The following is a 25,616-nucleotide window of genomic DNA, read 5'->3' as shown; positions in this document are numbered from 1 at the left end:
GCGACTTACGCCAGACGCTTTTCCGTCTCCGCATCAAACAGCACCGCGCGGGCCATATCCACACGCAGCGACAGGCGTTCGCCAGGTGCCACCGCACACTTCGGCCCGACTCTGGCCGTCACTTCCTGCTCACCCAATGGAATGCGCAGCAGAATATCCGCGCCGGTCGGCTCGACAACGCTGACGCTGGCTTCCAGTAAGGTGCCTTCCGCCTGTTCAGTGAGTCGAACGTCCTCTTCACTGAAGTGCTCAGGCCGCAGCCCCAGAATTATCGGTTTATTCAGCTGATCCACAAGCCCTGCCGCGTTGCGTTCAAAGGGCCATGGCAACAGCAGATCCTCTTCGTCAGGTGTGGCAATCCGCAGAGCGTAACCATCGCCCATTGCTTCCAGCGTTGCGTGGATAAAGTTCATCGAGGGTGATCCCATGAAGCCCGCCACAAACATATCCACCGGGTTGTTATACACCTCATCGGGGCTACCCAGCTGCAGGATATGACCATCGCGCATCACGGCAATGCAGTCGGCCAGGGTCATCGCTTCCACCTGGTCGTGGGTGACGTAGACAATCGTGGTACCCAGGCGCTGGTGGAGCTTTTTAATCTCGGTGCGCATATCCACGCGCAGCTTGGCATCCAGGTTCGACAGCGGCTCATCGAACAGGTAAACCTTGGGCTCACGGGCCAGCGCCCGGCCCATGGCCACCCGCTGGCGCTGGCCACCGGAAAGCTGGGCCGGTTTGCGTTCAAGCAGAGGAAATATCTGCAACAGGTCAGCCACCCGCTCAACCGCGGCTTCGCGCTGCGCTTTGGGCACCTTGCGCATTTCCAGGCCAAAGCTGATGTTTTGCCGCACGGTCATGCTGGGGTAGAGGGCGTAAGACTGAAATACCATGGCAATATCCCGCTCAGCGGGCGTGCGCCAGGTGACGTCTTCGCCGTCGATATAGATATTGCCGCTGGTGACGGGTTCAAGCCCGGCGATGGCGTTCATCAGGGTGGATTTCCCACACCCGGATGGTCCCACCAGAATCAGGAACTCACCAGAATCAATCGAGATACTGACATCTTTCAGCACCCGCTCGTTACCAAAGTCTTTGCGTACGTTCTGAATTTCTAGCGCTGACATGAAAACTCACCTTAACGTTATTGTTGTTAACCCTTGACAGAGCCTGCGGTTAAACCGCGCACAAAATATTTACCCGCCAGTACGTAGACCAGAAGCGTCGGCAGTGCCGCAATCATCGCGGCCGCCATATCGACGTTGTACTCGCGTACGCCGGTTGACGTATTGACCAGGTTATTCAGCGCCACCGTGACGGGCTGGGTGTTATGGGCGGAGAACGCCACGCCGAACAGAAAATCGTTCCATATCTGGGTAAACTGCCAGATCACTGACACCACGATAATCGGGGCAGAAACGGGCAGCAGGATGCGCCAGAAAATCCGGAAAAATCCGGCACCATCCAGCTTGGCTGCCGACACCAGTTCGTTGGGAATACCCACATAGAAGTTGCGGAAAAACAGCGTGGTAAAGGCGATGCCAAACACTACGTGAACCAGAATCAGACCGGCACGTGAGCTCGACAGCCCCAACCAGCCCAGGGTTTGCGCCATGGGCAGCAACACCACCTGAAACGGAATAAAGCAGCCAAACAGCATCAGCGCAAAAACCAGCTCCGAGCCTTTAAAGCGCCACTTGGTCAGCGCATAACCGTTGAGTGCCCCCATCGTCGTGGAGATCAGCACCGCCGGAATCACGATCGCAAAGGAATTCCAGAAATAGCCACCCACCCCTTCGCAGCGCATGCCGGTGCATGCCTCTCCCCAGGCTTTCGTCCAGGGGGCAAGGGTTGGATTTTGCGGCAGCGATAACAGCGTTCCCGCGCTGATTTCACTTAACGGCTTGATGGAGGTCATCAGCATGATGATCAGCGGCAGGATATAAAACAGCCCGGCTAAAATGAGCACGCTGTAAAGCACACCACGCCATAGCCGCGCCACCGGCGTTTGTCGACGAATCACGTTAGCCATGTTTGCGGCTCCTTAGTTCGGAATACAGGTAAGGAATCAGGATGGCCAGTACGCCGCCCAGCATTAACATGGCGCTGGCCGAGCCGAGCCCGATCTGGGCACGATTAAAGGCGTGGGTGTACATGAAGGTCGCTGGCAGGTCGGTGGCATAGCCAGGCCCGCCGCCGGTCAGCGCCACGACCAGATCGAAGCTTTTGATCGCGATATGCGCCAGAATCATGACAGCACTGAAGACCACCGGGCGCAGGCAAGGCATCACTACGCGCCAGTAAATGCGTGGCAGGCTGGCACCGTCTAACTGGGCTGCTTTGACGATGCTGTCATCAATCCCTCTCAGCCCGGCGAGAAACAGCGCCATGACAAAGCCGGAAGCCTGCCAGACCGCGGCAATGACCAGGGTATAGATGGCCATATCCGGATCGACGATCCAGTCAAAGCGAAACGACTCAAATCCCCAGCTTTGCACCATGGCCTGAATGCCCAGCTGTGGGTTCAGCAACCACTTCCACACCACCCCGGTAACGATAAACGACAGCGCCATCGGGTAGAGATAAATGGTCCGCAAAGCCCCTTCCTGACGGATTTTCTGATCCAGCAGCATCGCCAGCAAGGCGCCAATTATCAGACAGACCACGATAAACAGCGTGCCAAACAGCATCAGGTTGGTGGACGCCACCCACCAGCGTTCGTTGGCCATCAGCCGGGAATACTGGCCAAAACCCACAAAATCGTAGCTTGGCAGCATGCGTGAGCTGGTGAGCGACAGTACAAAGGTCCACAGCATAAAGCCGTAAACAAAAAACAGGGAGATCGCCACCGAGGGGGCAAGCACCAGGCGTGGCAACCAGGATTGCAGCCAGCCGGGTGCCGTCGACCGCGCGGCAGTGCGCGTCGTAGGTTTATTCATGAGATATTTCCTCGCCAGTCAGCCGTTTGCGCCGCCGTTGCGGCGGCGCCAAGTGCATTACTTAACTAACGTACGTAATGGCTTAATAGATAATGGCTTAAAAATAGGCGGTTTCCGCTGCGTTAACCAGGCGCTCGGCAGCGTCTTCAGCAGGCATATCGGCATCGTTGAAGAAGTTGGTCACGACATCGAATATGGCCCCTTGCACAGCAGCGCGTACCGCCATGCCATGTGCCATGCTGGGCACCAGGCCATCTTTCTCGGCAGTGCTCTGGAAGTCGGCGAGGGACTGCTGAGCACAGCTGTCGAATTCACTCATGTCCAGATCGGGCCGTGCTGGAATCGAGCCTTTGGCAAGGTTAAAAGCTTCCTGGAAGGTGGGTTCCAATACCAGACGCGCCAGGGTTTTCTGGGCTTCTCGCTCGGCGTCATCGCTGACGCGGAACATCGCCAGGCTGTCGATATTGAATGTGAAAGCATCCTGAGTACCGGGGGCAGCAGCACACAGATAGTCTTCTCCGGCCGTCAGGCCTGCGGCGGTAAATTCGCCCTTGGCCCAGTCACCCATTAGCTGAAAACCGGCTTCCCCTTCAATGACCATGGCGGTGGCGATGTTCCAGTCACGCCCTGACATGCCTTCATCCATCAGCTCGCGAAGGCGTTTGAAGTCTTTCAGTGCGGCGATCATCTGGTCACTGCCCAATGCTTCCGGGTCCAGCTCTACCAGCGCCTGCTGATAAAATTCAGTGCCCTGACTACCCAGGACAACACTTTCAAATATGGTGGCGTCCTGCCAGGCCTGGCCGCCGTGGGCAAGCGGTACGAAACCGGCGTCGCGAATTGCCTCACCTGCCGCAAACAGTTCATCAAGCGTGGTCGGCATTTCAACGCCAGCGGCGTCCAGTACTTCCGGGTTGGCCCATAGCCAGTTCACCCGATGCACGTTGACCGGTACCGCCACGTACTGGCCATCATGACGCATGATATTAGCGACCCGCTCGGGCAGCAGCTCATCCCAGCCTTCTGCCGTTGCCACCTCATTCAAGTTGCCTAACAGGCCAAGCTCGCCCCACTCCTGAATTTCCGGGCCTTTGATTTGCGCGGCGGAAGGCGGGTTACCCGACATGGCACGGGATTTCAGTACCGTCATGGCGGTCTCACCCCCGCCACCGGCCACGGCAAAATCCTGCCAGCCGTAGCCCTCTTCTTCCATCAGGTCCTTGAGCACATTGGCGGCACGTGCTTCACCACCGGATGTCCACCAGTGCAGGACTTCCACTTCGTTGGCTTGCGTGGCGCTGGCCGCCATCGCGGTGCCCGCTGCCAGCGCTAACGCCAGGGCGGACTTTTTAAATGAGGTCACATTAAGAACGGGCTTATTGAATACGGACATATTGATCATCGGCATGGGTTGCTCCTGCTGCTGTTATTGTTATGGCTTTTTAAACATTATTTTTAGTGCCGTTTGTGCGTAAAAGAAAAACGGCTCCCAGCAGAGTACGCCACCCAGGCGCACAACGGGAGTTACCGAGTCCTGCATAGTCTTGGCAAATTATTAATAGTGTTAGGGGTTTATTACAAACCTGTAACACTGGCTCGACGGGGCAGCGTCAACGTGGCCACTAAACCACCTGACGGGTGATTCGATAAGCTAATATCGCCGCCGTGGGCACGCGCAATATGTTTGGCAATCCCCAGCCCCAGGCCGCTTCCGCCGGTATAGCGGTTTCGAGAGGCTTCCAGGCGAACAAAAGGAGAAAATACGCGGTCCAGCTCCGCATCTGGTATCCCAGGGCCGTCATCATGAATCGTCAATGTGACCACCCCCGCCTGTTCTTCAAGCGTTACGCTGGCTTTCTGGCCATAAAACACCGCATTTTCCAGCAGGTTGCCCAGGCAGCGCTTAAGTGCCAATGGCTTAACGAGAAGCGGCGCCACATGACCGCTAAGGTTGATGTCACCGCCCTGAAGATGCAGCGCATCTGACAGTTCCAATACCAGCGCATCAAGGTCCGTCGGCTGTGGGTCTTCATGCAGATCCAGCCCCTTCACCGAGGCCAACGCACCTTTGACCAGCTCTGACAGCTCATCCAGCGAGGCGCAAAAACGCTCACGCTGAACCGGGTCGTCCAGCATTTCGGCGCGCAGCCGTAAGCGGGTAATCGGTGTTTTCAGGTCGTGAGAAATGGCCGAAAACAGCCGTTCACGCTCTTCTACCTGATCACGGATACGCCGCTGCATCCGGTTAAACGCCATGGCGGTGGCCGCCACTTCTCGAGGCCCATTCTCTTTCAGCGGCGGGCTATCCAGGTCATTGCCAAGCTGGCGTGCCGCGCGGGAGAGTCGCGCCAGCGGGCGGGTCACGCTCGTAATGCCAAGCAAGGAAAGCGCCAGGACACTGAGTAACACCAGTACACCCACCAACAGGCGTTCTTCAGACAGCCAGCGATAGCCGCTAAAAATATCCGGCACGCCCAGCAGCGTAGCGACATACAGCCAGGTATCGGGTGAAAGCTCCAGCTGCACCACCAGGATAGGTGGCGAAAGTGGCTCCATTAACAGGCTGTGCTGCCCCCAGCGCGGCGGCAGGTCACGCAGCAATACTTCGTTATTGAAAACGCGCAGCGTTTCCGGTCGGGAGAACTCCACCTCGACATCATCAATGGAGAGCTGCTCGGTCAGAATCGAGCGCACATTATTCACGACCACGTCTTTTTCCGGGCCGCTGCCGATATCATCGACGGGAATACGCCGCTCGTTAACACTGACAAAAAAACGTGTACCGCCCATATTGCGTAACTGGTCCAGCACAATATGGCGATAATCCACCGGCAGCGAACGGAAAAAACGCATGGTGGAAGCAATACTAAAGGCCATATTGCGCGAAAGCTCATCCAGCTGTTCAAGCTGGCTATCCCGTGCCTGTGACGTCCACAGTGCATAGCTGGCCGTTTGGGCCGCTAGCACACCGGCAATCATGATGATCACAAATCGCCCGCGCAGGCTGCCGGGCAGCCAGCGAGCAAGCCAGTATCTGATGGCTTTCACGGGGTGGCTTCCACACTGGCCGTCAGCACATAACCGGCCCCACGTACAGTGCGAATCAACTGTGAGTGCTGCGCGTCCTCCCCCAGGCGCTGGCGAAGGCGGCACACATGCACATCAATGGAGCGATCCAGCGGCGGCGCATCACGGCCGCGGGAGAGAGTAAAAAGGTCGTCGCGGGTAATCACCGTGCCGGGGCGCTCTAAAAATACCTGAAGCAGCTGAAAATCCGCCCCGGACAGCGCAGTGCGAATGCCCGACTGATCCACCAGTTCACGCGTCACACGGTCAAGCTGCCAGTCGCCAAAGCGCACCCAGCGAGACTCCTTGGCTGACACCACCGTTGCCGCAGGGCGGGCACGGCGCAACACGGCCTTAATGCGCGCCAGCAATTCGCGAGGATTAAAGGGTTTGCCGATATAGTCGTCAGCGCCCAGTTCCAGCCCCAGAATACGGTCGGTATCATCGGCACTGGCAGTGAGCATGATAATCGGCGTGTCGCGGGTTTTGCGCAGCTCCCGGCAAATGGTAAAACCGTCGTCTCCCGGCATCATCACATCGACCACCAGCAGATCCGGCGTCTGTTCGGCCAACTGCTGATACAGGGCGTCAGCCCCATCGGCGGTCAGCACGTGATAACCGTGCCGCCCCAGGTAATCGGCCAGTAGTTCACGGATTTCTGAGTCGTCATCAACGACCATCAAGGTAGCAGGCGTGGTGGTCATGGTAGCAAAGCGCCCCTGGGCTGTTAGCTCGTTATTATCGTTGTCGGGGGTAGATAATGGTGGAGTGACCGTTCTATCGCAAGCGGCCCTGGTTCCTGGAGTCAGGCTTACAGCGCAAAACGCTGCGTTAGCCACTGAGCCACGGCAGCTTCGCCATGATGACCGATACGTTCCGCCCTGTTGATACGCGCAAATAACTCAGGGTGGGCATTCGCCATGACCTGAGCCTCCCCTGCCAGGTTAAGCATTTCGGTATCGTTCAGGTTATCACCAAACGCCAGGCACTCTGCCGGTGTCAGCTGTAACGTTTCCAGCAACGCCGTTAGTGCCACGCCTTTATTGACGCCTCCCGCCATGATTTCTAAGGCGTTCGCCGTTGAGTAAGTAATATGCAGGCCATGGCCATGCGCCGCCCGAGCCTGATGTTCCAGTTGCACTAATGCCTGCGGGTCGCCGAGATAGAGCACTTTACCCACGCCGTTAATGTCCATTTTTTCTGGTGGCACCACGTCGTAAACAAACCCCGTCGAGGCATGGAGCGATAGCAGATTGGGGGCATCGGCATCGATATGCCAGCCGCTTTCACGGTAAAGGCTCAACCGGACCTGAGGGGGCCGTGGCAACTGAATCAGCGCTTCGGCATGGGAAGGATCAAGGTGCGTGGCGCTCAGTAACCTGCCCTCCGGGTCATGGGTGTAGGCCCCGTTGGTGCTGATTAAATGCACGGGAATATCCAGTTGGTCCCGGAATACCCGCATATCATGATAGTGACGACCCGACGCCAGCGCGACATGGTGGCCCTTTTTCACCAGCGCACGCAGCACATCCACAGTTCGCTCATCCAGCTGGTGGTCGCTGTCGAGTAGCGTACCGTCAAGATCGGAAACGATAAGGCGTGAGGTCATAGAGCACTCCTGATAATAGAACCGCCCAGCTTATCCGATTACGTTCCCTGCTCACAGGCCATCAACCATCAAAGTGGGCGGTTCTCAAGAGGGCTCCTCTAGACGTTGCAAAACGTCCTGTTCTGCGCAGCCCCTTACAGCGTCACAATCCGGCTGCGCCGCTGGCCATCAGCACTCACACTGCGAAGTAGCAAGGTGTTTTCCACCTGGGGTGGCGCGTTGTCCTGATAGGCCTGCCAGCTCGCCCCGTCGTCCAGAGAGTACTCGATGGTAACTCCTGGCAGAGCCACATTGGCCACTAGCCGCCCCTCTTCGATTCGAGCACCCGGCAACGGCAGACGATAACTCACTCCATCCTGTTCCAGGCGGGGCAGAATGCGTTGCCCAAGCAGGTTAGCAAAACGCTGCCAGTCCTCATTCAAGACTTCGCGGTTAACATGGGAGGTTTCACCACCGGCGAACTCCTGGCCGGGCTGAACGTCCAGCTCCCATTGTGCCCGGTGCCAGGCTCGCTCGGCCAGTGCCAGCAGGCGCGGAAAGATCATCGACTCCATCTGCGTCTCACTGCGTACCGTTTCACTCCAGGCCTGGCCGGAAATCCCCTGGGCACCTTGCCACCCTTCAACGTTCTCGGCACGGAAGGCATTGCCATCCCGGTCAACCGAGGTTTCGGCATTCTGTGCCAGGTTATCGGGGGCAAAGGAGAACACCTTGCGAGTGTCAGTGAAGCGTGTAGCCCAGTAGTAGCCCCGCTCGTAGGGATTCACTTCGTAGGGCATATCGAAGTAAAGGTAATCAGGGCTCGACAGAATCACCTCATAGCCCCGTGCTTGCCACTCCGCCACGGATTGACTACCGCCCCAGAACAGCGGGTCCCAGAAGTTGACCGCTACCTGCGGCGTGGCAAAGGCTTCAGCGGATTCCACATGTTTAAGGCCATCCTGCCAGGCCGACATACGAGGTATCCCGTAAGCATCGGCGATGCGGTTAACCTGCAGGGCAAAGCGGCTTGGCAGCTCTTCAACGGAAGCGATATCGCCACTGGCAATGCGCTGCTGACAAACCGGTGAGGCTTCCCAGGGATGGTGCTGTTGGCTCTGATCGACAATCCCGCGCCAGTCAACCGGCTCTTCGCTATGGATATCCTGAAACCCATTGCCCAGCAGAATATTTTTGGCCTCGTCACCCCCAAAGTGCCAGTTCTCCAACGCCTGACCGGCCTCCTGATGCATCGATACCACTTCGCCCATCACCTTATTGACAAAGCGGTGCGTCGATTCAAGGCAGGGATTCAGATAGCTGCGACGGTCATAGAGCTGAACCGACAGGGTGTTGGACGTATCTTCGGGATCAATCAACCGATACTCGTTGGCTGCCACGCGGTCACCATCCGCCATGAATCGGCGGTGTCGTGCCTCCATGGCCACCACGGCGGCGCGAGCATGCGCCGGCATATCAATTTCAGGCACGACCTGAATATGCCGGGCCTCGGCATAGCGAACGATATCGATATAATCGTCACGGGTGTAGAAACCACTCCCGGAGGTGTCGGCTTCTGGCCCGGAGCCCAGCTGGGGTAACAGACAGTTCGTTTCATCCAGATCATGACAGCGCTGGCTGCCCACTTCGGTTAACTCCGCCAGCCCCGGAATTTCCAGCCGCCATCCTTCATCATCAGTGAGATGGAAATGGAAACGGTTGAGCTTGTAGGCAGCCATCTGATCAAGCAACCTCAGCACGGCAGCTTTGTCTTTGAAGTTGCGTGCAACGTCCAGCATAAAGCCGCGGTAGTCGTAACGCGGAGCATCATCAATCTCCATCGCTGGCACTAGCCCCGCCGCATCCGTGGCCGCTATCAGCGACTGTACCGCATAGAAAGCCCCGGCGGCGTCAAAGGCCAGAATATCCGCATCTGACTCATCAAGCTGCAGGCGATAGCCTCCTTCACGGGCCAATGTTTCATCGAGACTATCTGCCTCGGATGCCAGACGGGCGCGAATGGCCACGCCGGTGCCGTCTTCGTTGACCGGAATGCCAAGCCGTTCAAAGCGTTCTTTCAGCGCCGCCTGGCTGGCTTCGCCAAGCACCGGCAACATCAGCCGAACCCCTTGAGACAGATCAAGCGTGGCCTCACCCAGTTGCCATGACAGAGGGGTTGGCAGAATAGCGCCACGCAACGCCTCGGCAGGCAGAGCAGAGGCAGCAGCATTCCGTTCGTAGCGCGTCTGGGCAGTCATCACGACATTGTTATCGTCTGGCGTGCGCATCAACTGCTCACCCGACGGGGCACGGACAAAGTCGGTCAATACCTCGTCACGGGTATTATCGATAATCGCCGTTTCTTCCCCGATCACCAGATACCAGTCAGGCATCACATCCGTGATGAACAGCTGCCAATACTCACCCACAATGGGAATTTCCAGGCTCTCGCCAGCGCCCAGCCCGGCAAAGGCCTCATTGGGTTCAAGCCGATGCAGGTCACCCGTGATGCGTGTCAGCGTCAGTTCAGGGTGGTCGACCCGCAACAGGCGGCGAATGCTCGAGAAATACAGCCCCCAGTCATTTGCCGAAATGGCCTTATCGGAGGTATTGGTCAAGATAATGGTCGCTGTAAAGCAGCTGGCGTAATCCGCCCCCAGCGCCTGACAGTCAATATCATGCGCCTGAGGCTGGTTGGCGTTGATGGTGTAATGCACATCAAGCCGCTGCGCCAAGTCACGAACAGGCGATGCGTCAGGCGGTGTGGTTTCACTTGCCTGAGCGGTCGCGGCGTTAATGGCGATCCCGACAGCCAATGCCGTCAGGGTCTTCTTGGTCAATATTGTCATTGTTGTTACCTCGGGCATTACAGAATTGAGAAGGGAGCGACGACCGTGAACTTGATGTCGTACTCATCCTGAAAGGCGTTTTTAAAGCCGCCATCACCCCAGGAGGCGTAGTCGGTGCGGTTGTCATAGCGGGTATAGTGCAGTTGAAAACGCGTGCCCTCGGCCCAGCCACTCTGAACCTTGTAATGCACGTCGAAATTCCAGGCAGACTCGCTGAAGCGGCGTCCGGGATCTTCAAAACCTGCGTAAGGGCGCGCATCCCAGCCATACGCATGCGCCAGGCCCAGCGACCACCCAGGCAGATCCCATGCGTCCAGGGCGTATTCAACACCAGCATAAATGGCCTTTTCACCATCATGGTTCCAGTCGGATCGGGCATCCCACCAGATATCCAGACGGCCATTCGACGACGCATAAGGGGTCGTCATCCTCGGCAGGAAGAAGCCCTGATTGCCGGGTGCATGTACCCAGCTGAACTCAAGTGACCAGTCAAAGGCGCCTTGCTCATAGTGCGCGGTCAGCACCTGTTGCCAGGCGGTGCCGTCATAGACGTCGTTGGCTGAGCCATCGTCATGGCGGTCGCTGGCAGCGTAGGTCTGATAGGTCAGACGTAGCGGGTCATCGTTCAGGTGCGTGGCATAAGACACCTTGCCGAACCCCTGATTCATATACCCCCGGGCTTGCCCGACGGCGGCCTCTACCGCCAGGTTGTCGGCAATCTCGTAACGTGCCCCTAACGAGTGCAGGTAATCGATGGGCTCGCTATCCGCCTGGCGGAACTCGTAAAAATCCTGATACCAGGGCGCCTTGTAGCGATCCGAATGAAAATAGCTCAGCGACAGGTCACCGACACGGGCGCCCAGTTCGCCACCGCGATAGGTCCCCGGCAAAAATGACCAGTTCGGGGCAATCACGCTGGTGCCCCGGGGCTGCAGGTAGCCAAGTCGCGCCCACATATCCCCCGCTTTCAGCTTGAGTGCCGCGCGGTAAAGGCTGGCGCCGTTGGTTTCCTTGCCATCCCAGCGTTCGCCCCAGAGAGTGTCTGCCGGGCGAAAATTGAATTCCGTGCCTTGGTGTCGGTTCTGAAAGTCGTAGGCGGCAAAAGCGGCCAGATCCAGCCCGACAATGCCTCCGGCATGGCCGCTTGAAAAGTCAACGGCCAGATTGGCAGTGGAGTGCTGCAGGTTGGAGGCGTAAGCCCCAGGACGGCCCTCGCCATCAGGCCCCATACCTCCCTGACGGCGATCACGGTCACGGTAGATATAGAACAGGTTGGTATTAAGGCTGGCTTCTTCCATAAAGCCCTGCCGCTCGTCAGCAGAGGCCGTTAAGGGAACCAGCGATAAAGATAAAGTGCCGATAAGCGCCAGTTGACCGACGTAATCTAGCGGCTGCCCTTTTTTGGGCGTGAGTATGCTTGATGTCAGCATGGTGTCGTATCCGATTGTTGTTGGTTTTTTATTGAGCTTTGCAGTGATGTGCACGTTTTATAGACGTGCGGGGTCTGTAGGGCAGCGCAACGCTGCCCTATAAACAAGGATCCAAGGCGTAGAAGTCCTGGCTAGGTCACCCGCTGCTCAGCCGCCGCCGAGCAACAGCTATCGCTTGCCAGTGTTAGCCTCTGAGTGAATGCGCGATCGTCGCGGCCTGGGCACCCACGATCAGATGCCATGTATTGCCGTTCAGCGCTTGGACACCTCGACATCCGAGCGCTTCAAGCGCCGCACTGTCGAGGCGGGCACCATCGGCAAGTTCAACTCGCAGGCGCGTGTGGGCCTGGGCCTCCAGCCGTTGCACGTTGGCATCACCGCCCAATGCCGCCATCCAGCGCTGGACCAGCTCGGCGGGCAATCTGTCGGGTAGCGCTTGTGACGATTCACTTGTGGCGGCAGCAGTGCTGGTGAGATGTGCTGGAGAAGTCTCGGCATCAAGCCCAGCGCCACTCTGCTTGAGCGCTTCTCGAATCTCATCTGCGATACCATCCGCAATGGGCCCCATCACCACTTGGAGACCGCCGCCCTGAAGTCGCATGATGCCGCGTGACCCAAGCGATTTAAGGGCCGCTTCATCGATCACATCCGGATCTTCCAGCACCAGGCGCAGCCGCGTGGTACAGGCACCCACGCTGTGCAGATTGCTCGCACCACCTAACGCCGTGACAAACGCAGGGCCACGCTCGCCGAGTGGCGTTGGAGCTGCTGCGGGGCCTGTACTTTCCGGCTCGCGCCCTGGGGTGGGTAAATTAAAGCGGACAATGGCCCAGCGGAATACCGTGTAATAAAGGACAAAATAGGCCAGGCCGACAGGCAGCATCAGCCAGCCATTGGTGGAGAGTCCGTAAGAGAGCGCGAAATCGAAGGCCCCTGCGGAGAAGGTGAAGCCAAGCTTCACGTCCAGCCAATGCAGCAGCGCCATGGAAACGCCCGTTAATACCGCGTGCATGGCATAAAGTAGCGGCGCGAGGAACATGAAGGTGAATTCAATCGGTTCGGTGACGCCTGTTAAAAACGCCGTCAGTGCCAGCGAGAGTAACAAGCCTCCCACCTGGGCTCGGCGCCCTTTAGGCGCGGCATGATACATCGCCAGCGCCGCAGCTGGCAGACCGAACATCATCACCGGGAAGAACCCTGTCATAAACCGCCCGGCTTCTGGGTCACCGGCAAAAAAGCGGTTAAGGTCGCCGTTGGCAACGACCCCGGCGGCTGTCTCAAAACTGCCGAAGACGAACCACACCAGACTGTTCAATACATGATGCAAACCGGTCACGATCAGCAGGCGGTTGATGGTGCCATACACGAAAAGGCCCAGCTCACCCGCACCGATCAACCACTGGCCCAGCGCATCAATTCCATGCTGAATGGGTGGCCAGATCATCCCGAAGGCAACCCCCATTGCCACTGCCACAAGGCCGGTGGCAATCGGTACAAAGCGGCGTCCGCCAAAAAAGGCAAGGTACTCAGGCAACTGGATCGACTTATAGCGGTTATAAAGCAGGCCAGCCACGCTGCCGGAAATGATCCCCGCCAACACCCCCATATCGATCTCAGGGTTAAGCGCCGTCAATACAGCATCCAGCACCAGATAGCCGATCACCCCAGCCAGGCCAGCCGCTCCATTGCTGTCATCGGCAAAGCCTACGGCCAGGCCGATAGCGAAAATCAGTGCCAGATTGGCGAAGATGGCCTCGCCAGCGCCAGCAATAAAGGCGATATCCAGCAGGTCAGGCTGGCCGAGCCGCAGCAATAGGCCCGCGATAGGCAGCACTGCGATAGGTAACATCAGTGAGCGACCAAGCCGCTGCAAACCGCCCATCAGGCGGGAACCGAAGGTCGTGGAAGACATGTCAGCACCTCTCAAGGGTCGTTGTTGTTATGTCGGCATGGTGGGGCCTGGCCAGCCATGCGCTTAAGTGACGGCGTACCGCTGAGGCATCTTCCAGGGCCAGCCATTCGGGAATTTCATCCGCCAGGGTGGTTGCATTCAGGCAACGCAAGGCCGCTTTCACGGCGGGCACCCGCGCGGGCTCCACGGAAAGCTCATCGACCCCCAATGCGACCAGAAGCGCCGCCACTTTCTCGTCGCCAGCCGCGGCACCACAGACACCCACAGGGCACTGCCCTTTCGCGCCCTCCACGGTGGCCTGAATCAGCCGCAGCACCGCAGGATGCAACACATCGGCACGCGCCGAGAGGCTCGGGTCTTCTCGATCCATTGCCAGGGTGTACTGGGTCAGGTCATTGGTGCCGATGGACAGAAAGTCTGCCTCCGCCGCGAGGCTTCTGGCGCATAGCGCGGCACTCGGGACTTCAATCATCGCGCCCAGAAGCGGGCGCGCCGTCAGTCCCATTTCGCTGGCCAGTGCTTCCAGGCGCTGGCGTACATCACGCAGCTCACTCACCTCACTGACCATGGGCAACATGATCTGCAAGGTCTCCAGCGGCGTAACACCCAGCAGCGCTTTCAGCTGAGTCTCCAACAGCTCAGGATGGCTCGCCCACAGACGGGCACCCCGCACGCCCAGCGCCGGGTTAGGCACTGATGGCAAACGCAGGTAAGGGAGTTGTTTATCGGCACCGATATCCAGAGTGCGAATAATCACAGGCTTCCCGCCCAGGGCCGACAACGCGGCCTGATATTCGTCACGCTGACGGGCTTCATCAGGGGCGCTGTCACGCGCCAGGAAAAGGAACTCACTGCGCAGCAGGCCAACGCCGTCAGCGCCTGACGCTGCCGCGAGACGCGCTTCCTCGGCACCGCCGATATTGGCGCAGACCTCAATCAACCGCCCGTCCAGCGTGATCGCGGGCTCATGGGCTAATGCCTTAGCCGCGTCTGCTTCCTGACGACGCGACTCTATCCGCTGAGTCACCTCAGTAAGCTGTTGCTGGCTAGGCGTTAACGCTAAACGGCCTTCCTCAGCATCCAGAATGACGCGCTCGGGAGCAGAAGCGTTAGCGGCCTCGATCAGGCTGGAACCCATCGCCACGAGGCAGGGAATGCCTCGTGCCCGAGCCAGAATGGACACATGCGAGGTTGTGCCGCCGCCAGCGAGACAAAGCCCTGCCGGATGCTGGGCGGCAACGGCCACCAGCTCCGACGGAGTCAGCTCTTCCGCGACGAGAATGGCATTGTCTGGCAGGGTTGGCAGCGCTGCTTCAGGGGCATCGCTTAGCTCGGCCATCACACGACGCTGCAAGTCACGCAGATCCGCTACCCTGGCGGCCAGCAGGGCATTATCACTGGCCGAGAGTCGCGCGGCTTCCGCGTCTAACGCCTCCCGCCAGGCTTGCCCTGCGCTGCGCCCATCGGAGATACGCCCTTTCGCTGCGGCGACCAGATCCGGGTCGTCCAGCCAGGCGCCGTGAGCAGCAAAGATTTCCGCCTCAGCACTCTGCCCCTGGCGTGTTGCCTGCGCTTCTGCTTGAGCCAATGTCTCGCCGACACGGCGCAATGCATCTTTCAGGCGAGCCGTTTCTAGCGCTTTCCCTTCGCCCTGGTGAGCAACGCTGGGGAGCGGCGCTTGATAGGAGACGAGTGGACCAATGGCCAGACCGGGGCTTGCCACCAAACCAGCCAGTTCCCCTTTTTCAAGCGCCACTGCCGTCAACCTGGATGGCGGAGGCGCGCTATGCTCTTCTGCCTCAGGAGTGGTCAAGTGTCTTTCTGCGGCATCCAGCGACGCTTGCCCCGCCTCTCCCTGGGCGGTCAGTTTTAACCTGGCTCCCTTTGTCAGGCCCAGATTCATCAAGGCACTCAGGCTATCCGCGCTCGCCTGGGCGCTTTCGGCAGCGTCGGTAGCTTCTTCATCCGTCACCGTCAGGCTGACGCTATGCTCACGAGCAATTGCGCGAAGCCTTGCAGCAGGCCGGGCATGCAGCCCCGAGGCCAAGGCCAGCACCATGCGTCGTTCCGCGACTGGCCCACTGGCACGGGCATCGGTCTGTTCAACGCCGGTATGGCTCAGCACCATTAAGGGGTCGCCAAGCGCGACTTTTTCACCTTCGCTATAGGACGATGGCAGCAATTCCCAACCGGCCGATTCGGTAATCACCAGCGGAGTAATCAGCGCACTTGCGCCCTTTGCCAACGCATCGGCATCGAAACGGCACAGCGGATCGCCCGCTTGCACCCGATCACCGACGCCAACCAGAAGCTCAATGCCCTGGCCTTTTAACTCAACCGTATCCAGGCCTAAATGAAGTAACAGCTCAATGCCGACATTGGTTCTCAGGGTGATGGCATGACGGGTGCGGGCACATTGCACCACCTCAGCCTCACAGGGCGCATGCAGGCATTCGCCCAGCGGGTCGATGGCAATGCCTTCCCCCAGAGCGAGGCTTGCAAAAACCGGGTCGGGCACCGCTGTCAGAGGTAATACGATGCCTGCCACAGGTGCCTGCAGCGTTAGCGATTGTTCACGATATGACATGGGAAAGCTCCCAAGATTGTTGTTATGCGTTACAGGGTGCAGGTGACTTTATTGAGGTGCCGTGGGTGATCGGGATCACTCCCACGCGCCGCCGCAAGGCCAGCCACCATTTGATAAAAGCTTTGGATCACCGAAAGCGGTTGCAGCGCTTCATGGCCTGCGTCTACCAGGGTCAGGTTGCGCTGTACGACACTATTGTCAGCCGCCAGCAGCACACAGGCGCCGACGCTTCTGAGCCATTCGGCCAGTTCCAGTAAGCCCGCCTGCTCCGGCCCGGGTGGCGCGAACACCAGCACCGGATAACCAGGGCCAATCAGCGCCATCGGGCCATGGCGCACTTCGGCACCGCTGAAGGGTTCGGCCTGAATCGCACAGGTTTCTTTAAACTTGAGCGCGGCTTCCTGGGCAACCGCAAGCCCCGCACCTCGGCCAATCACCATCAGCTTGTCGACGTTCACCAGGGCATCGACCGCTGCCGACCAATCCATCTCCAACGCCTGGGCCAGCCGTTCTGGCAACTTGTCCAGTGCATCAAGCAATAGCCGATCCTCCTGCCAGTGGCCGATTAACTGCGCCATGGCAGAGAGTGTCGCCAGGTAACTTTTGGTCGCGGCGACGCTCTTCTCTTCGCCAGCATAAAGAGGGATTTCACTATCGCTGGTCGCGCCCAGAGGCGACTGCGGCGTATTCACCAGAGCGACTGTGCGCGCGCCAGCAGCGGCCAGCGCCTGCTGGGTCGCGACGAGATCCGGACTTTGCCCCGACTGGGAAACCGCCAGTGCCAGTTGCCCCGTCAACCGCCAGGGGGCCTTGGCCAGCGTAGTCAGCGAGGGCGGCAGCGAGGCCACTGGAATGCCTTTGCGCTTCATGCACAGGTAGGCAAAGTAGCTGGCTGCATGATCCGAACTGCCTCGGGCAACGGTGACGGCTGCCGTAGGTTCGGCAAGACGTAAACGCTCACCTAGCGCCGCAAGCAGCGGCGCATTACGCTGCAACTGACCGCGAATACGCTCGGGAGCGTTACGGGTTTCTTCAAGCATCAACGACATGGAGAGACTCCTTGGATGTTTCCGCAGACATGACGGCCCTCGACATAGACCGCCTGGAGTTGAAGTTGGGGGTCAAGGACGACCAGGTCGGCCAATGCGCCCTCCTGAAGGCGGCCAATATCGTCGATACCCAGAAAATCGGCAGGAAAGCGCGAGAGGCGATTCGATGCATCCTCCAGAGTGAGGCCGAGGCTGACGAAGTTGCGCAGCGCCTGATCCATGGTCAGGGTGCTGCCTGCCAAGGTGCCGTCAGCCAAACGCACACCGCCCAGGCACTTGGTCACCGTCTGCTCACCCAGGCGGTAATCGCCATCAGGCATGCCCGCGGCAGCCGTCGAGTCGGTCACGGCATAAAGATTAGGAATGCAGCGCAAGGCCGTACGGATGGCGCCGGGGTGTACATGCAACAGGTCAGGAATCAGTTCGGCGTACTGCGCGTGAGCGAGCGCAGCGCCGACCATGCCAGGCTTGCGGTGATGCAGACCGGTCATGGCATTAAACAGGTGAGTAAACCCGCAGGCCCCATGGGCCATTGCTTCTACACCTTCTTCATAGCTGCCCAGCGTATGCCCTAGCTGAACCCGTACGCCCCGCTCGCTGAGGTGGCGGATCAAGGCATAGTGCCCCGCTAACTCAGGGGCCAGGGTCAGTAAGCGGATGGGGGCCAACGCGCATAGCTCATCGACTTCCTCAATCACCCCATTTCGGGCATGGGCGGGCTGAGCCCCCAGCTTGCCGGGGTTGATATAGGGGCCTTCCAGATGAACGCCCATCACCCTGGCGGCACCCGGCTCCTGGGCGTCCATGTAACTAGCGATATCGCTTAGCACCTGACGAATCTGCGCATCCGGCGCCGTCATCGTGGTCGCAAGCAAACGGGTGGTGCCAAAACGTACATGGGTCCGTGCCAGGATGGCGGGCGCCTCACCCCCTTCCATGATGTCAGCGCCACCCCCACCATGTACGTGCAGGTCGACAAAGCCCGGAATGATTCGCGGGTGGTCGTTATGATCCGGGTCGACAGGCTCACCCGGAAGGCTCGTGACACGCCCCTCGGCCCAATGAATTTCTCCAAGACGCCAGCCTTCAGAGGTGAGGATATTGCCAAAATACATGTAGCCTCCTAGCGTTTCAGCTCGACCATAAAGTCGTAGTAGTCGGTACGGCAGTAGGTAATGGTCAGCTCGGCCTGGGTGCCATCGGCGAGATAGCCGAGGCGTGTGACTTTGAGCAGCGCCTGCCCTTCAGGCACCTCAGCCAGCATGGCTAACTCTGTGCTGGCATTGATGGCGGTGACGTGCTGCAAGGCGCGCGCTATGCCTTTTCCACTGGCTTCCAGCGTTGCATACAGAGACGTCTCGACCGCCAGCGGGTCAGGCAGCACCGAGACGGGGAGGCAACTTTCTTCCACCGCCATCACCACCTCATCGGCTAGACGCAGGCGTTTAAGGCGGGCGACCTGGGCATCAGCACCCAGCCCCAGGCGCATACTTTCCTCTGCGCTGGGGTTGGCCAGCTTGCGCTCCAACCAATGAGAGCTAGGCGTAAAGCCACGCTGGGTCAGCAGCTCGGTAAAACTGGATAGCCGCGACAGGGATTGGTTAAGGCGCGGGGTAATAAAGGTTCCTGACCCTTGGCTACGACGAATAAGCCCCAGTTCCACCAGACGATCCAATGCCTTGCGCGCTGTAATTCGCGAAACCGACAGGCTCTCGGCCAGGTTGCGCTCGGATGGCAACGCTTCACCGGAATGCCAGGCACCGGTCTCGATCGCTTGTTCCAGCTGGCGTGCCAGTTGCTGGTAAAGCGGCGTTGCGCCTTGAGGGTCAAGGTGTAGCTGAGTAAAGCGTGAATCCATAGGTCTCTCCCAAACAATAACCAAACCAACCAATAATCATGCTAACTAATAAACATACCAATTAATGACCACTATAGACCCGATTAGATACCAATCAAATACCATTTAGATACAACTATAGTGGAATAGAGGCGCCCTTTTCGCTTGATAAGGCGTCTCTACACGCATAAAACGGAACCTAGGTCATTGATAGTTTGGATTCGCGCGAACTTCGTGGCTGCCAGGATTGGCTCAGCCTTTGGGAATCCGTATAGTGGCGGTCTACCTTTGACAACTGATTGAACACATGCTGCAAAATAACTCGATGCTTGCCCAGCTCAAGCAACAGATGCGTGACACGACTCCCCGTGCCGAGGGCGTCATCAAGGCGACCGAGAAAGGGTTTGGTTTTCTGGAAACTGAAAGCGGCGAATCCTATTTCGTACCGCCCCCCGCCATGAAGCAGGTGCTACACGGCGACCGCGTCGAAGCGGTGATCCATGAAAATGGCGATAAAAAATCCGTTGAGCCTGAAAAGCTGATTGAAGCCGGGCTTGACCGTTTTGTTGCCCGTGTCCAGAAACGTGAAGGCCGTTTAGCCGTTGTGCCCGACCATCCGTCGATTCGCAACGTGCTTAAAGCGCGCATTAAAAACAGCCTGGATGAAGCCACCATTGCCGATGGTGACTGGGTGGTTGCGCGTCTGGTACGCCACCCCCTGAAAGAGAATGATCGCGGCTTCTTTGCGCAAATTGATGAGCTGGTCGCCAAATCAGACAACCCCGCCGTGCCTTGGCGCGTCACGCTGGCCCGCCATGCGCTGGAGCAGGAATGCCCGGATGCAGGGACTGACTGGCCGCTGCATGATGAAGGTTTGACCCGTGAAGACCTTACGGCGCAACCCTTCTTCACCATCGATGGCGAAAAAACTCGTGACATGGACGACGCGCTGCACGTGGAAACGCTGGAAAGCGGCGGCTGGCGGTTGAGCGTGGCGATTGCCGACCCCACCGCTTACGTCGAAGAAGGCCACGCGGCCGATCTTGAAGCGCGTACGCGTGCCTTCACCGTCTATCTGCCCGGTCAGAACGTGACGATGCTGCCTGAACAGCTGGCGGATGATCTTTGCTCATTGTGGGAAGGTCAGGACCGCCCTGCCCTTGCCTGCGCGCTGGATATTCATGCTGACGGCAGCCTGGGCGACTATCGCTTCTTTGCGGCTAACGTGAAATCCCACGCCAAGCTGGCCTATGACCGCGTATCCGATTGGATTGAAGGGCAAGGCGACTGGGCACCCGCTGACAATATCGCCGAGCAGCTCACAGCGCTACGCGATTTGACAGAAGCCCGAACGGCCTGGCGCAACGAGCATGCGCTGGTGTTTAAAGACCGCCCGGACTACGTCTTCGACCTGGACGCTGCGGGCAATGTGCTGGCGATTCGTACGGAAGATCGTCGCATTGCCAACCGCATGATTGAAGAATCGATGATTGCCGCTAACGCTTGCTGCGCCGACTTCCTCGCCCAGCATATCGGCCACGGCATCTTTAACGTTCACCGCGCTTTTGAACCGGAAAAAGCCGAGGCCGCTCAAGAGTTTCTGGCGGGTCAGGAAATTAACGTGGCGCTCGAAGCGCTCACCGACCTGACCCACTACAAAGAGCTCAAGCGTGCATTGGAAAGCCGGGATGATGCCTGGCTTGACGTGCGTCTGCGTCGTTTCCAGGGCTTCACCAGCATGTCAGCTCAGCCCGGCCCGCACTTTGGCCTTGGGCTTGCGGCTTACGCCACCTGGACCTCACCGATCCGTAAGTACGGTGATATGGTCAACCATCGCCTGATCAAGCGGGTACTTAAAGGGGAGCAGGCACCGGCAGAAGCCAGCCAGCAGCTCACCGAGCAGCTCACCGAGCGTCGCCGCCTGAACCGTATGGCGGAACGCGATGTGAAAGACTGGCTGTACGTTCGCTACCTGACGCCAGCCGCTCAGAACCAGGATGCCTTTGACGCTGAAATCATGGCGATCAACCGTGGCGGTATGCGGGTGCGTCTGCTGGAAAATGGCGCCACCGCCTTCGTTCCTGCACCGCTTATGCACAGTGACCGCGCCAAAGTGGTCATTGATGACAAGGAAGGCCGCATTCAGATTGAAGGCGAAGAGCGCTATAAACTGGGCGACAGCCTGCGCGTTGCGCTGATGGAAGCACGAGAAGAAACCCGCTCATTAGTGGCAAAGCCGACGGCATGAAGCTGCTATAGAACCAGATATAGCACCCGATGCTATAGAAACAGCAACGGCGCCTTACGGGCGCCGTTGCTGTTTCTGAACGACAGTCATTCACTGCCATTATTTGCCTTGCCGGTGCTGAGTGAAGAAGCGCAGCATTTCCTGCGTGGCATCGGGTCCTTTAGGGTCGGTATAACTCCCTTTCACGCTGCCTCCCGACCAGGCATGCCCTGCTCCGTGTATTTTCCACTGCTCCAGACGTGGCTTACCCGCCGCATCATGATACGTGGTGCGCGTATAGGTATGTCCATTGGCCGCTTTTCCCTTGTCTACCGTTGGCTTATTGGCACCGTCTGTGGGACGCGACGCATCGTACTGAGCGGCAACACGATCCGCGTTACTGGGGTGCACCGTTGTGTCACGGTCGCCATGAAAAATAATGGCTGGCACCTCTGATACCCACTCAGCCCCTGAGTTTCCACTATTACCCAGTGGTCCCATGCCACCTTGCATGGCGCCCAGCGCATCGGGGAGGCTTTTTGCCACGCCGTGGGGCAGTCCTGAGTGGACCCCTACCGCTGCAAACAGGTCAGGGTAGGTCATCGCTAATGTTGTTGCCATGGCTGCCCCTGCCGAAAGCCCAGCCACATAAACCTGGCTTGCATCAAGCCCATGCGTATCGATCACTTGACGAGTCATGCCAGCCAGAATCGAAGGCTCTCCACCTTCACGCTGCTGATCTTCCGCCTTAAACCAGTTCCAGCATTTCGAGCTGTTGGCACTTACCGGCTGAGCCGGATAGAGCACGCAAAATTGCTGGGTTTCAGCCAACTGGTTCATATGGGTTCCAGCAGCAAAATCATCGGGATTCTGCGTGCAGCCGTGCAGCATGACCACCAGCGGTAATGCCTGACCTTTGTGGCCACTGGGGATATATAACTTGTAGTCACGCGAGCCGACATAGTTAGAAAAACGCCCAGCCGTAAACGTACCCGTGCTGGCTTTGCGGCCGTGACCAAACCCAGAGGACGAGGTTCTCGACGCAGGCCTTGATGTCGATACAGTGTCATCTTCGTCGACAACCTCACAGGTTCCCTCAAAGATATTGCCGCCCTGGTAGGGGCTAGCTGGTGCTTTTCCCCCCAACGCGCCCTGGAGAAGCGCCATGGCTTCATGCAACTTGCCTTCACGCGTCAGACGCGTCGCTTCTTCCATCTGCTTATTCATTGTCGCGCCAATCATGGCAAATACCCTACTTCCGCTAAGCGGTGATCAGTAATTCAGTGAATTCGGTCTGCCAGAGCGGCTTTCACCGCCTTACTTGCATGCAGCGCACCTAGCACCACCACCGATTCGATAGTGGCAAGGGCGAGTTCAGGGGTTACATCATCAGCAATGGTGGCCAACCCCAGCACCTGGATCTGCAGCTTCTCGCCTGATGACTGCAACGCTTCCAGGTCCTCTCGGCTGTAGTTTTCCAGCCCCAGCACGAACGCCTTGCGGGTCACGGTTTCCCGCACCACCTCAGCATGTGTCGCCAATTGATTACGAATGGCCGTACGAATCAGATCGGTACGATTTGAATAAAACCCTTCTTGAACCAGTAGATCGATTTGCCCTAGATCGACTACCCCAAGATTAATCGTAATTTTCTCGCTGGAGTCGCCAGGCTTGCGGCGCAGTTCATGCACGCTCATGGGAAACCTCTCATTATTCTCACCGTTGAATATCATTTATTGGAAGCCAGAGCATCCAAAAGGAATCTCAGAGACATCCATATACCATCCGCATGGATGTTATAATAGACTTGTATGCGTAATAGTCAACAAGCGGACAAAACAAAGACGCAGAAAATGGAAGCAAAATAACGGGAAGCCACATTGCACAGCCAAAAAAAAGAGCACCCGAAGGTGCTCTTTTGGACCGCTTTAACGGTCACGGCATCAGTAAGCAAACGCTTACCAGCCGGTGACTTCTTTCAGCGCGTCACCAATTTCCGCCAGCGAACGCACGGTTTTGACACCGGCATCTTCCAGGGCAGCAAACTTCTCGTCAGCCGTGCCTTTACCGCCAGAGATGATCGCGCCCGCATGGCCCATACGCTTGCCGGGAGGTGCTGTCACACCGGCAATGTAAGAAACCACAGGCTTGGAGACGTTGGTTTTGATGTAGGCCGCAGCTTCTTCTTCAGCCGTACCACCAATTTCACCGATCATCACGATGGCTTCAGTCTTCGGATCATTCTCGAACAGCTCAAGAATGTCGATGAAGTTGGAACCCGGAATCGGGTCACCACCGATGCCAACACAGGTAGACTGGCCGAAACCATGGTCAGTTGTCTGCTTGACGGCTTCATAAGTCAGGGTGCCTGAACGCGACACAATACCGACTTTACCCGGCTGGTGAATATGGCCCGGCATGATGCCGATTTTGCACTCGCCCGGCGTGATAACGCCCGGACAGTTAGGGCCAATCAGGCGAACGCCCAGCTCGTCGCATTTTACTTTTGCGTCGAGCATATCAAGCGTGGCGATGCCTTCAGTGATACATACGATCAGCTTGATGCCTGCATTAGCGGCTTCAAGGATCGAGTCTTTACAGAACGGTGCCGGTACGTAGATCACGCTGGCTTCTGCACCGGTTTTCTCTACCGCTTCTTTTACGGTGTTGAAAACAGGCAGGCCCAGGTGCGTCTGGCCGCCTTTGCCCGGCGTTACACCACCGACCATCTGCGTGCCATAGGCAATCGCCTGTTCAGAGTGGAACGTGCCCTGGCCACCAGTGAAACCCTGGCAGATGACCTTGGTGTTCTTATCGATCAGGATGCTCATTACTTGCCCTCCGCTGCTTTAACAACCTGCTGAGCCGCGTCGGTCAGACTGGTAGCAGCGATGATGTTCAAACCGCTGGACGCGAGTTTTTCAGCGCCCAATTCAGCGTTATTACCTTCCAGGCGAACAACGACCGGAACGTTAACACCGACTTGCTCAACCGCACCGATGATGCCTTCGGCAATCATGTCGCAGCGAACGATACCGCCGAAGATGTTAACCAGAACGGCTTTAACGTTGTCATCAGACAGGATGATCTTGAACGCTTCAGCAACACGTTCTTTGGTCGCGCCGCCACCAACGTCCAGGAAGTTGGCCGGCTTGCCGCCACTCAGGTTGACGATGTCCATGGTACCCATGGCCAGGCCAGCACCGTTAACCATGCAGCCGATGTTGCCTTCAAGCGCCACATAGTTGAGTTCCCATTTCGCTGCATCAGCTTCACGCTGATCTTCCTGGGAAGGATCGCGCATCGCCTGCAGGTCCGGGTGACGGTACAGCGCATTGCTGTCGAGGCCCAGTTTGGCGTCGAGGCAATGCAGGTTGCCTTCGTCAGTGACAACCAGCGGGTTGATTTCAAGAAGCGCCAGATCTTTGTCATGGAACAGCTTGGAAAGGCCCAGAAAGATCTTAGTGAACTGTTTGATCTGGTCACCTTTCAGGCCCAGAGCAAAGGCAAGCTCACGCGCCTGGTAAGGCTGTGCGCCGACCAGCGGGTCAATCTCTGCTTTAAGGATCTTTTCCGGTGTCTCTTCCGCAACCTTTTCGATCTCAACACCACCTTCTGTCGAGGCCATGAAGACCACGCGACGAGAGGTACGGTCAACAACGGCACCGAGATACAGCTCATCAGCGATGTCGGTACAGGTCTCAACCAGAATCTTGGCAACCGGCTGACCTTTTTCGTCAGTCTGGTAGGTAACCAGATTCTTTCCAAGCCACTGTTCAGCAAAGGTTTTAGCTTCAGCCGGATCTTTAATCAGCTTAACGCCGCCCGCTTTACCGCGGCCGCCTGCGTGAACCTGGGCTTTAACCACCCACATGTCACCGCCGATTTTTTTACACGCTTCTTCGGCTTCTTCTGGTGTGTCCACGGCAAAGCCTTTGGACACTGGTAAACCATAATCGGCAAACAGCTGCTTGCCTTGATACTCGTGAAGATTCATCGATTCATGCCATTGGTTGCATGTGACTCGAACGATGGCAAACGTCAGTGATTACCATCCCCGTGCTTGCGGTTCCTGCCATCCCTGCAAAGAGGGAACGACATGGCCGAAAGCGTTGCGCCACCGTCGGGTGGC

General features: G+C 58.0%; 19 protein-coding genes. 1 reads left to right on the top strand and 18 read right to left on the bottom strand.

The window, feature by feature from the left end; translation table 11 throughout:
- Positions 1 to 5 precede the first annotated feature (5 nt).
- The 14 genes from ACU6TU_RS05215 to ACU6TU_RS05150 form a co-directional block, all read right to left on the bottom strand.
- Positions 6 to 1,127: an ABC transporter ATP-binding protein gene (locus ACU6TU_RS05215; RefSeq protein ID WP_447143515.1), complete on the bottom strand. Its 1,122-nt coding sequence runs from the start codon at positions 1,125 to 1,127 to the stop codon at positions 6 to 8.
- A 26-nt stretch (positions 1,128 to 1,153) separates the two neighbouring features.
- Positions 1,154 to 2,032 carry a carbohydrate ABC transporter permease gene (locus ACU6TU_RS05210; RefSeq protein ID WP_447143514.1) on the bottom strand — a complete coding sequence of 293 codons (879 nt, stop codon included), beginning with the start codon at positions 2,030 to 2,032 and terminating at the stop codon, positions 1,154 to 1,156.
- A complete protein-coding gene (locus ACU6TU_RS05205; protein WP_447143513.1) occupies positions 2,025 to 2,939 on the bottom strand; it encodes a carbohydrate ABC transporter permease in 915 nt (304 codons plus the stop codon). Before ACU6TU_RS05205 ends, ACU6TU_RS05210 begins: the two co-directional genes overlap by 8 nt.
- A gap of 97 nt (positions 2,940 to 3,036) precedes the next feature.
- Entirely contained in the window at positions 3,037 to 4,332 is a 1,296-nt protein-coding gene (locus ACU6TU_RS05200) for an ABC transporter substrate-binding protein (RefSeq protein WP_447144186.1), read from the bottom strand.
- A gap of 182 nt (positions 4,333 to 4,514) precedes the next feature.
- Positions 4,515 to 5,918 (bottom strand): ATP-binding protein, encoded by a 1,404-nt coding sequence (locus ACU6TU_RS05195; protein ID WP_447144185.1) that lies wholly within the window; start codon positions 5,916 to 5,918, stop codon positions 4,515 to 4,517.
- Between the two features lie 65 nt (positions 5,919 to 5,983).
- Complete coding sequence (locus tag ACU6TU_RS05190; protein ID WP_447143512.1) at positions 5,984 to 6,709, bottom strand: response regulator; 726 nt, start codon at positions 6,707 to 6,709, stop codon at positions 5,984 to 5,986.
- A gap of 107 nt (positions 6,710 to 6,816) precedes the next feature.
- Entirely contained in the window at positions 6,817 to 7,614 is a 798-nt protein-coding gene (locus tag ACU6TU_RS05185) for an HAD family hydrolase (protein WP_447143511.1), read from the bottom strand.
- Positions 7,615 to 7,748: 134 nt separating this feature from the next.
- Positions 7,749 to 10,442: a beta-N-acetylhexosaminidase gene (locus tag ACU6TU_RS05180; protein WP_447143510.1), complete on the bottom strand. Its 2,694-nt coding sequence runs from the start codon at positions 10,440 to 10,442 to the stop codon at positions 7,749 to 7,751.
- A 17-nt stretch (positions 10,443 to 10,459) separates the two neighbouring features.
- Positions 10,460 to 11,872 (bottom strand): OprD family outer membrane porin, encoded by a 1,413-nt coding sequence (locus tag ACU6TU_RS05175; protein ID WP_447143509.1) that lies wholly within the window; start codon positions 11,870 to 11,872, stop codon positions 10,460 to 10,462.
- Positions 11,873 to 12,056: 184 nt separating this feature from the next.
- A complete protein-coding gene (gene nagE / locus ACU6TU_RS05170) occupies positions 12,057 to 13,784 on the bottom strand; it encodes an N-acetylglucosamine-specific PTS transporter subunit IIBC (protein ID WP_447143508.1) in 1,728 nt (575 codons plus the stop codon).
- 1 nt (position 13,785) lies between these two features.
- A complete protein-coding gene (gene ptsP / locus ACU6TU_RS05165; protein ID WP_447143507.1) occupies positions 13,786 to 16,371 on the bottom strand; it encodes a phosphoenolpyruvate--protein phosphotransferase in 2,586 nt (861 codons plus the stop codon).
- A 29-nt stretch (positions 16,372 to 16,400) separates the two neighbouring features.
- Complete coding sequence (locus ACU6TU_RS05160; protein ID WP_447143506.1) at positions 16,401 to 17,420, bottom strand: SIS domain-containing protein; 1,020 nt, start codon at positions 17,418 to 17,420, stop codon at positions 16,401 to 16,403.
- Positions 17,411 to 18,535 carry an N-acetylglucosamine-6-phosphate deacetylase gene (gene nagA / locus ACU6TU_RS05155; protein WP_447143505.1) on the bottom strand — a complete coding sequence of 375 codons (1,125 nt, stop codon included), beginning with the start codon at positions 18,533 to 18,535 and terminating at the stop codon, positions 17,411 to 17,413. The genes ACU6TU_RS05160 and nagA overlap by 10 nt, the downstream gene beginning before the upstream one ends.
- 8 nt (positions 18,536 to 18,543) lie before the next feature.
- Complete coding sequence (locus ACU6TU_RS05150) at positions 18,544 to 19,278, bottom strand: GntR family transcriptional regulator (RefSeq protein ID WP_447143504.1); 735 nt, start codon at positions 19,276 to 19,278, stop codon at positions 18,544 to 18,546.
- A gap of 286 nt (positions 19,279 to 19,564) precedes the next feature.
- Here ACU6TU_RS05150 and ACU6TU_RS05145 point away from each other — a divergent pair, with 286 nt between their 5' ends.
- Positions 19,565 to 21,505 carry an exoribonuclease II gene (locus ACU6TU_RS05145; RefSeq protein WP_447143503.1) on the top strand — a complete coding sequence of 647 codons (1,941 nt, stop codon included), beginning with the start codon at positions 19,565 to 19,567 and terminating at the stop codon, positions 21,503 to 21,505.
- A gap of 99 nt (positions 21,506 to 21,604) precedes the next feature.
- Here the strand turns inward: ACU6TU_RS05145 and ACU6TU_RS05140 are convergent, their stop codons facing one another.
- The 4 genes from ACU6TU_RS05140 to sucC all read right to left on the bottom strand — a co-directional run bounded on the left by ACU6TU_RS05140 (position 21,605) and on the right by sucC (position 25,481).
- Complete coding sequence (locus ACU6TU_RS05140; RefSeq protein WP_447143502.1) at positions 21,605 to 22,726, bottom strand: extracellular catalytic domain type 1 short-chain-length polyhydroxyalkanoate depolymerase; 1,122 nt, start codon at positions 22,724 to 22,726, stop codon at positions 21,605 to 21,607.
- Positions 22,727 to 22,764: 38 nt separating this feature from the next.
- Positions 22,765 to 23,181: a CopG family transcriptional regulator gene (locus ACU6TU_RS05135; RefSeq protein ID WP_447143501.1), complete on the bottom strand. Its 417-nt coding sequence runs from the start codon at positions 23,179 to 23,181 to the stop codon at positions 22,765 to 22,767.
- A gap of 261 nt (positions 23,182 to 23,442) precedes the next feature.
- Positions 23,443 to 24,315: a succinate--CoA ligase subunit alpha gene (gene sucD / locus ACU6TU_RS05130; protein ID WP_447143500.1), complete on the bottom strand. Its 873-nt coding sequence runs from the start codon at positions 24,313 to 24,315 to the stop codon at positions 23,443 to 23,445.
- A complete protein-coding gene (sucC, locus tag ACU6TU_RS05125; RefSeq protein WP_447143499.1) occupies positions 24,315 to 25,481 on the bottom strand; it encodes an ADP-forming succinate--CoA ligase subunit beta in 1,167 nt (388 codons plus the stop codon). Before sucC ends, sucD begins: the two co-directional genes overlap by 1 nt.
- Between the last annotated feature and the right edge of the window lie 135 nt (positions 25,482 to 25,616).

The organism is Halomonas sp. LS-001 (assembly GCF_052983955.1).
Note: the sequence above shows the minus strand (reverse complement) of the source record. Positions and strands in the feature narration are given on the sequence as shown.

Excerpts from the sequence above, each read along its gene's own strand:
- ACU6TU_RS05200 (WP_447144186.1), bottom strand. The coding sequence starts at position 4,332 with ATGTCCGTATTCAATAAGCCCGTTCTTAATGTGACCTCATTTAAAAAG.
- sucC (WP_447143499.1), bottom strand. The coding sequence starts at position 25,481 with ATGAATCTTCACGAGTATCAAGGCAAGCAGCTGTTTGCCGATTATGGT.
- ptsP (WP_447143507.1), bottom strand. The coding sequence starts at position 16,371 with ATGTCATATCGTGAACAATCGCTAACGCTGCAGGCACCTGTGGCAGGC.
- ACU6TU_RS05215 (WP_447143515.1), bottom strand. The coding sequence starts at position 1,127 with ATGTCAGCGCTAGAAATTCAGAACGTACGCAAAGACTTTGGTAACGAG.
- ACU6TU_RS05145 (WP_447143503.1), top strand. The coding sequence starts at position 19,565 with ATGCTGCAAAATAACTCGATGCTTGCCCAGCTCAAGCAACAGATGCGT.
- ACU6TU_RS05190 (WP_447143512.1), bottom strand. The coding sequence starts at position 6,709 with ATGACCACCACGCCTGCTACCTTGATGGTCGTTGATGACGACTCAGAA.
- ACU6TU_RS05185 (WP_447143511.1), bottom strand. The coding sequence starts at position 7,614 with ATGACCTCACGCCTTATCGTTTCCGATCTTGACGGTACGCTACTCGAC.
- sucD (WP_447143500.1), bottom strand. The coding sequence starts at position 24,315 with ATGAGCATCCTGATCGATAAGAACACCAAGGTCATCTGCCAGGGTTTC.
- nagA (WP_447143505.1), bottom strand. The coding sequence starts at position 18,535 with ATGTATTTTGGCAATATCCTCACCTCTGAAGGCTGGCGTCTTGGAGAA.
- ACU6TU_RS05160 (WP_447143506.1), bottom strand. The coding sequence starts at position 17,420 with ATGTCGTTGATGCTTGAAGAAACCCGTAACGCTCCCGAGCGTATTCGC.
- ACU6TU_RS05205 (WP_447143513.1), bottom strand. The coding sequence starts at position 2,939 with ATGAATAAACCTACGACGCGCACTGCCGCGCGGTCGACGGCACCCGGC.
- ACU6TU_RS05175 (WP_447143509.1), bottom strand. The coding sequence starts at position 11,872 with ATGCTGACATCAAGCATACTCACGCCCAAAAAAGGGCAGCCGCTAGAT.
- ACU6TU_RS05180 (WP_447143510.1), bottom strand. The coding sequence starts at position 10,442 with ATGACAATATTGACCAAGAAGACCCTGACGGCATTGGCTGTCGGGATC.
- ACU6TU_RS05135 (WP_447143501.1), bottom strand. The coding sequence starts at position 23,181 with ATGAGCGTGCATGAACTGCGCCGCAAGCCTGGCGACTCCAGCGAGAAA.
- nagE (WP_447143508.1), bottom strand. The coding sequence starts at position 13,784 with ATGTCTTCCACGACCTTCGGTTCCCGCCTGATGGGCGGTTTGCAGCGG.
- ACU6TU_RS05195 (WP_447144185.1), bottom strand. The coding sequence starts at position 5,918 with ATGATTGCCGGTGTGCTAGCGGCCCAAACGGCCAGCTATGCACTGTGG.
- ACU6TU_RS05210 (WP_447143514.1), bottom strand. The coding sequence starts at position 2,032 with ATGGCTAACGTGATTCGTCGACAAACGCCGGTGGCGCGGCTATGGCGT.
- ACU6TU_RS05140 (WP_447143502.1), bottom strand. The coding sequence starts at position 22,726 with ATGATTGGCGCGACAATGAATAAGCAGATGGAAGAAGCGACGCGTCTG.
- ACU6TU_RS05150 (WP_447143504.1), bottom strand. The coding sequence starts at position 19,278 with ATGGATTCACGCTTTACTCAGCTACACCTTGACCCTCAAGGCGCAACG.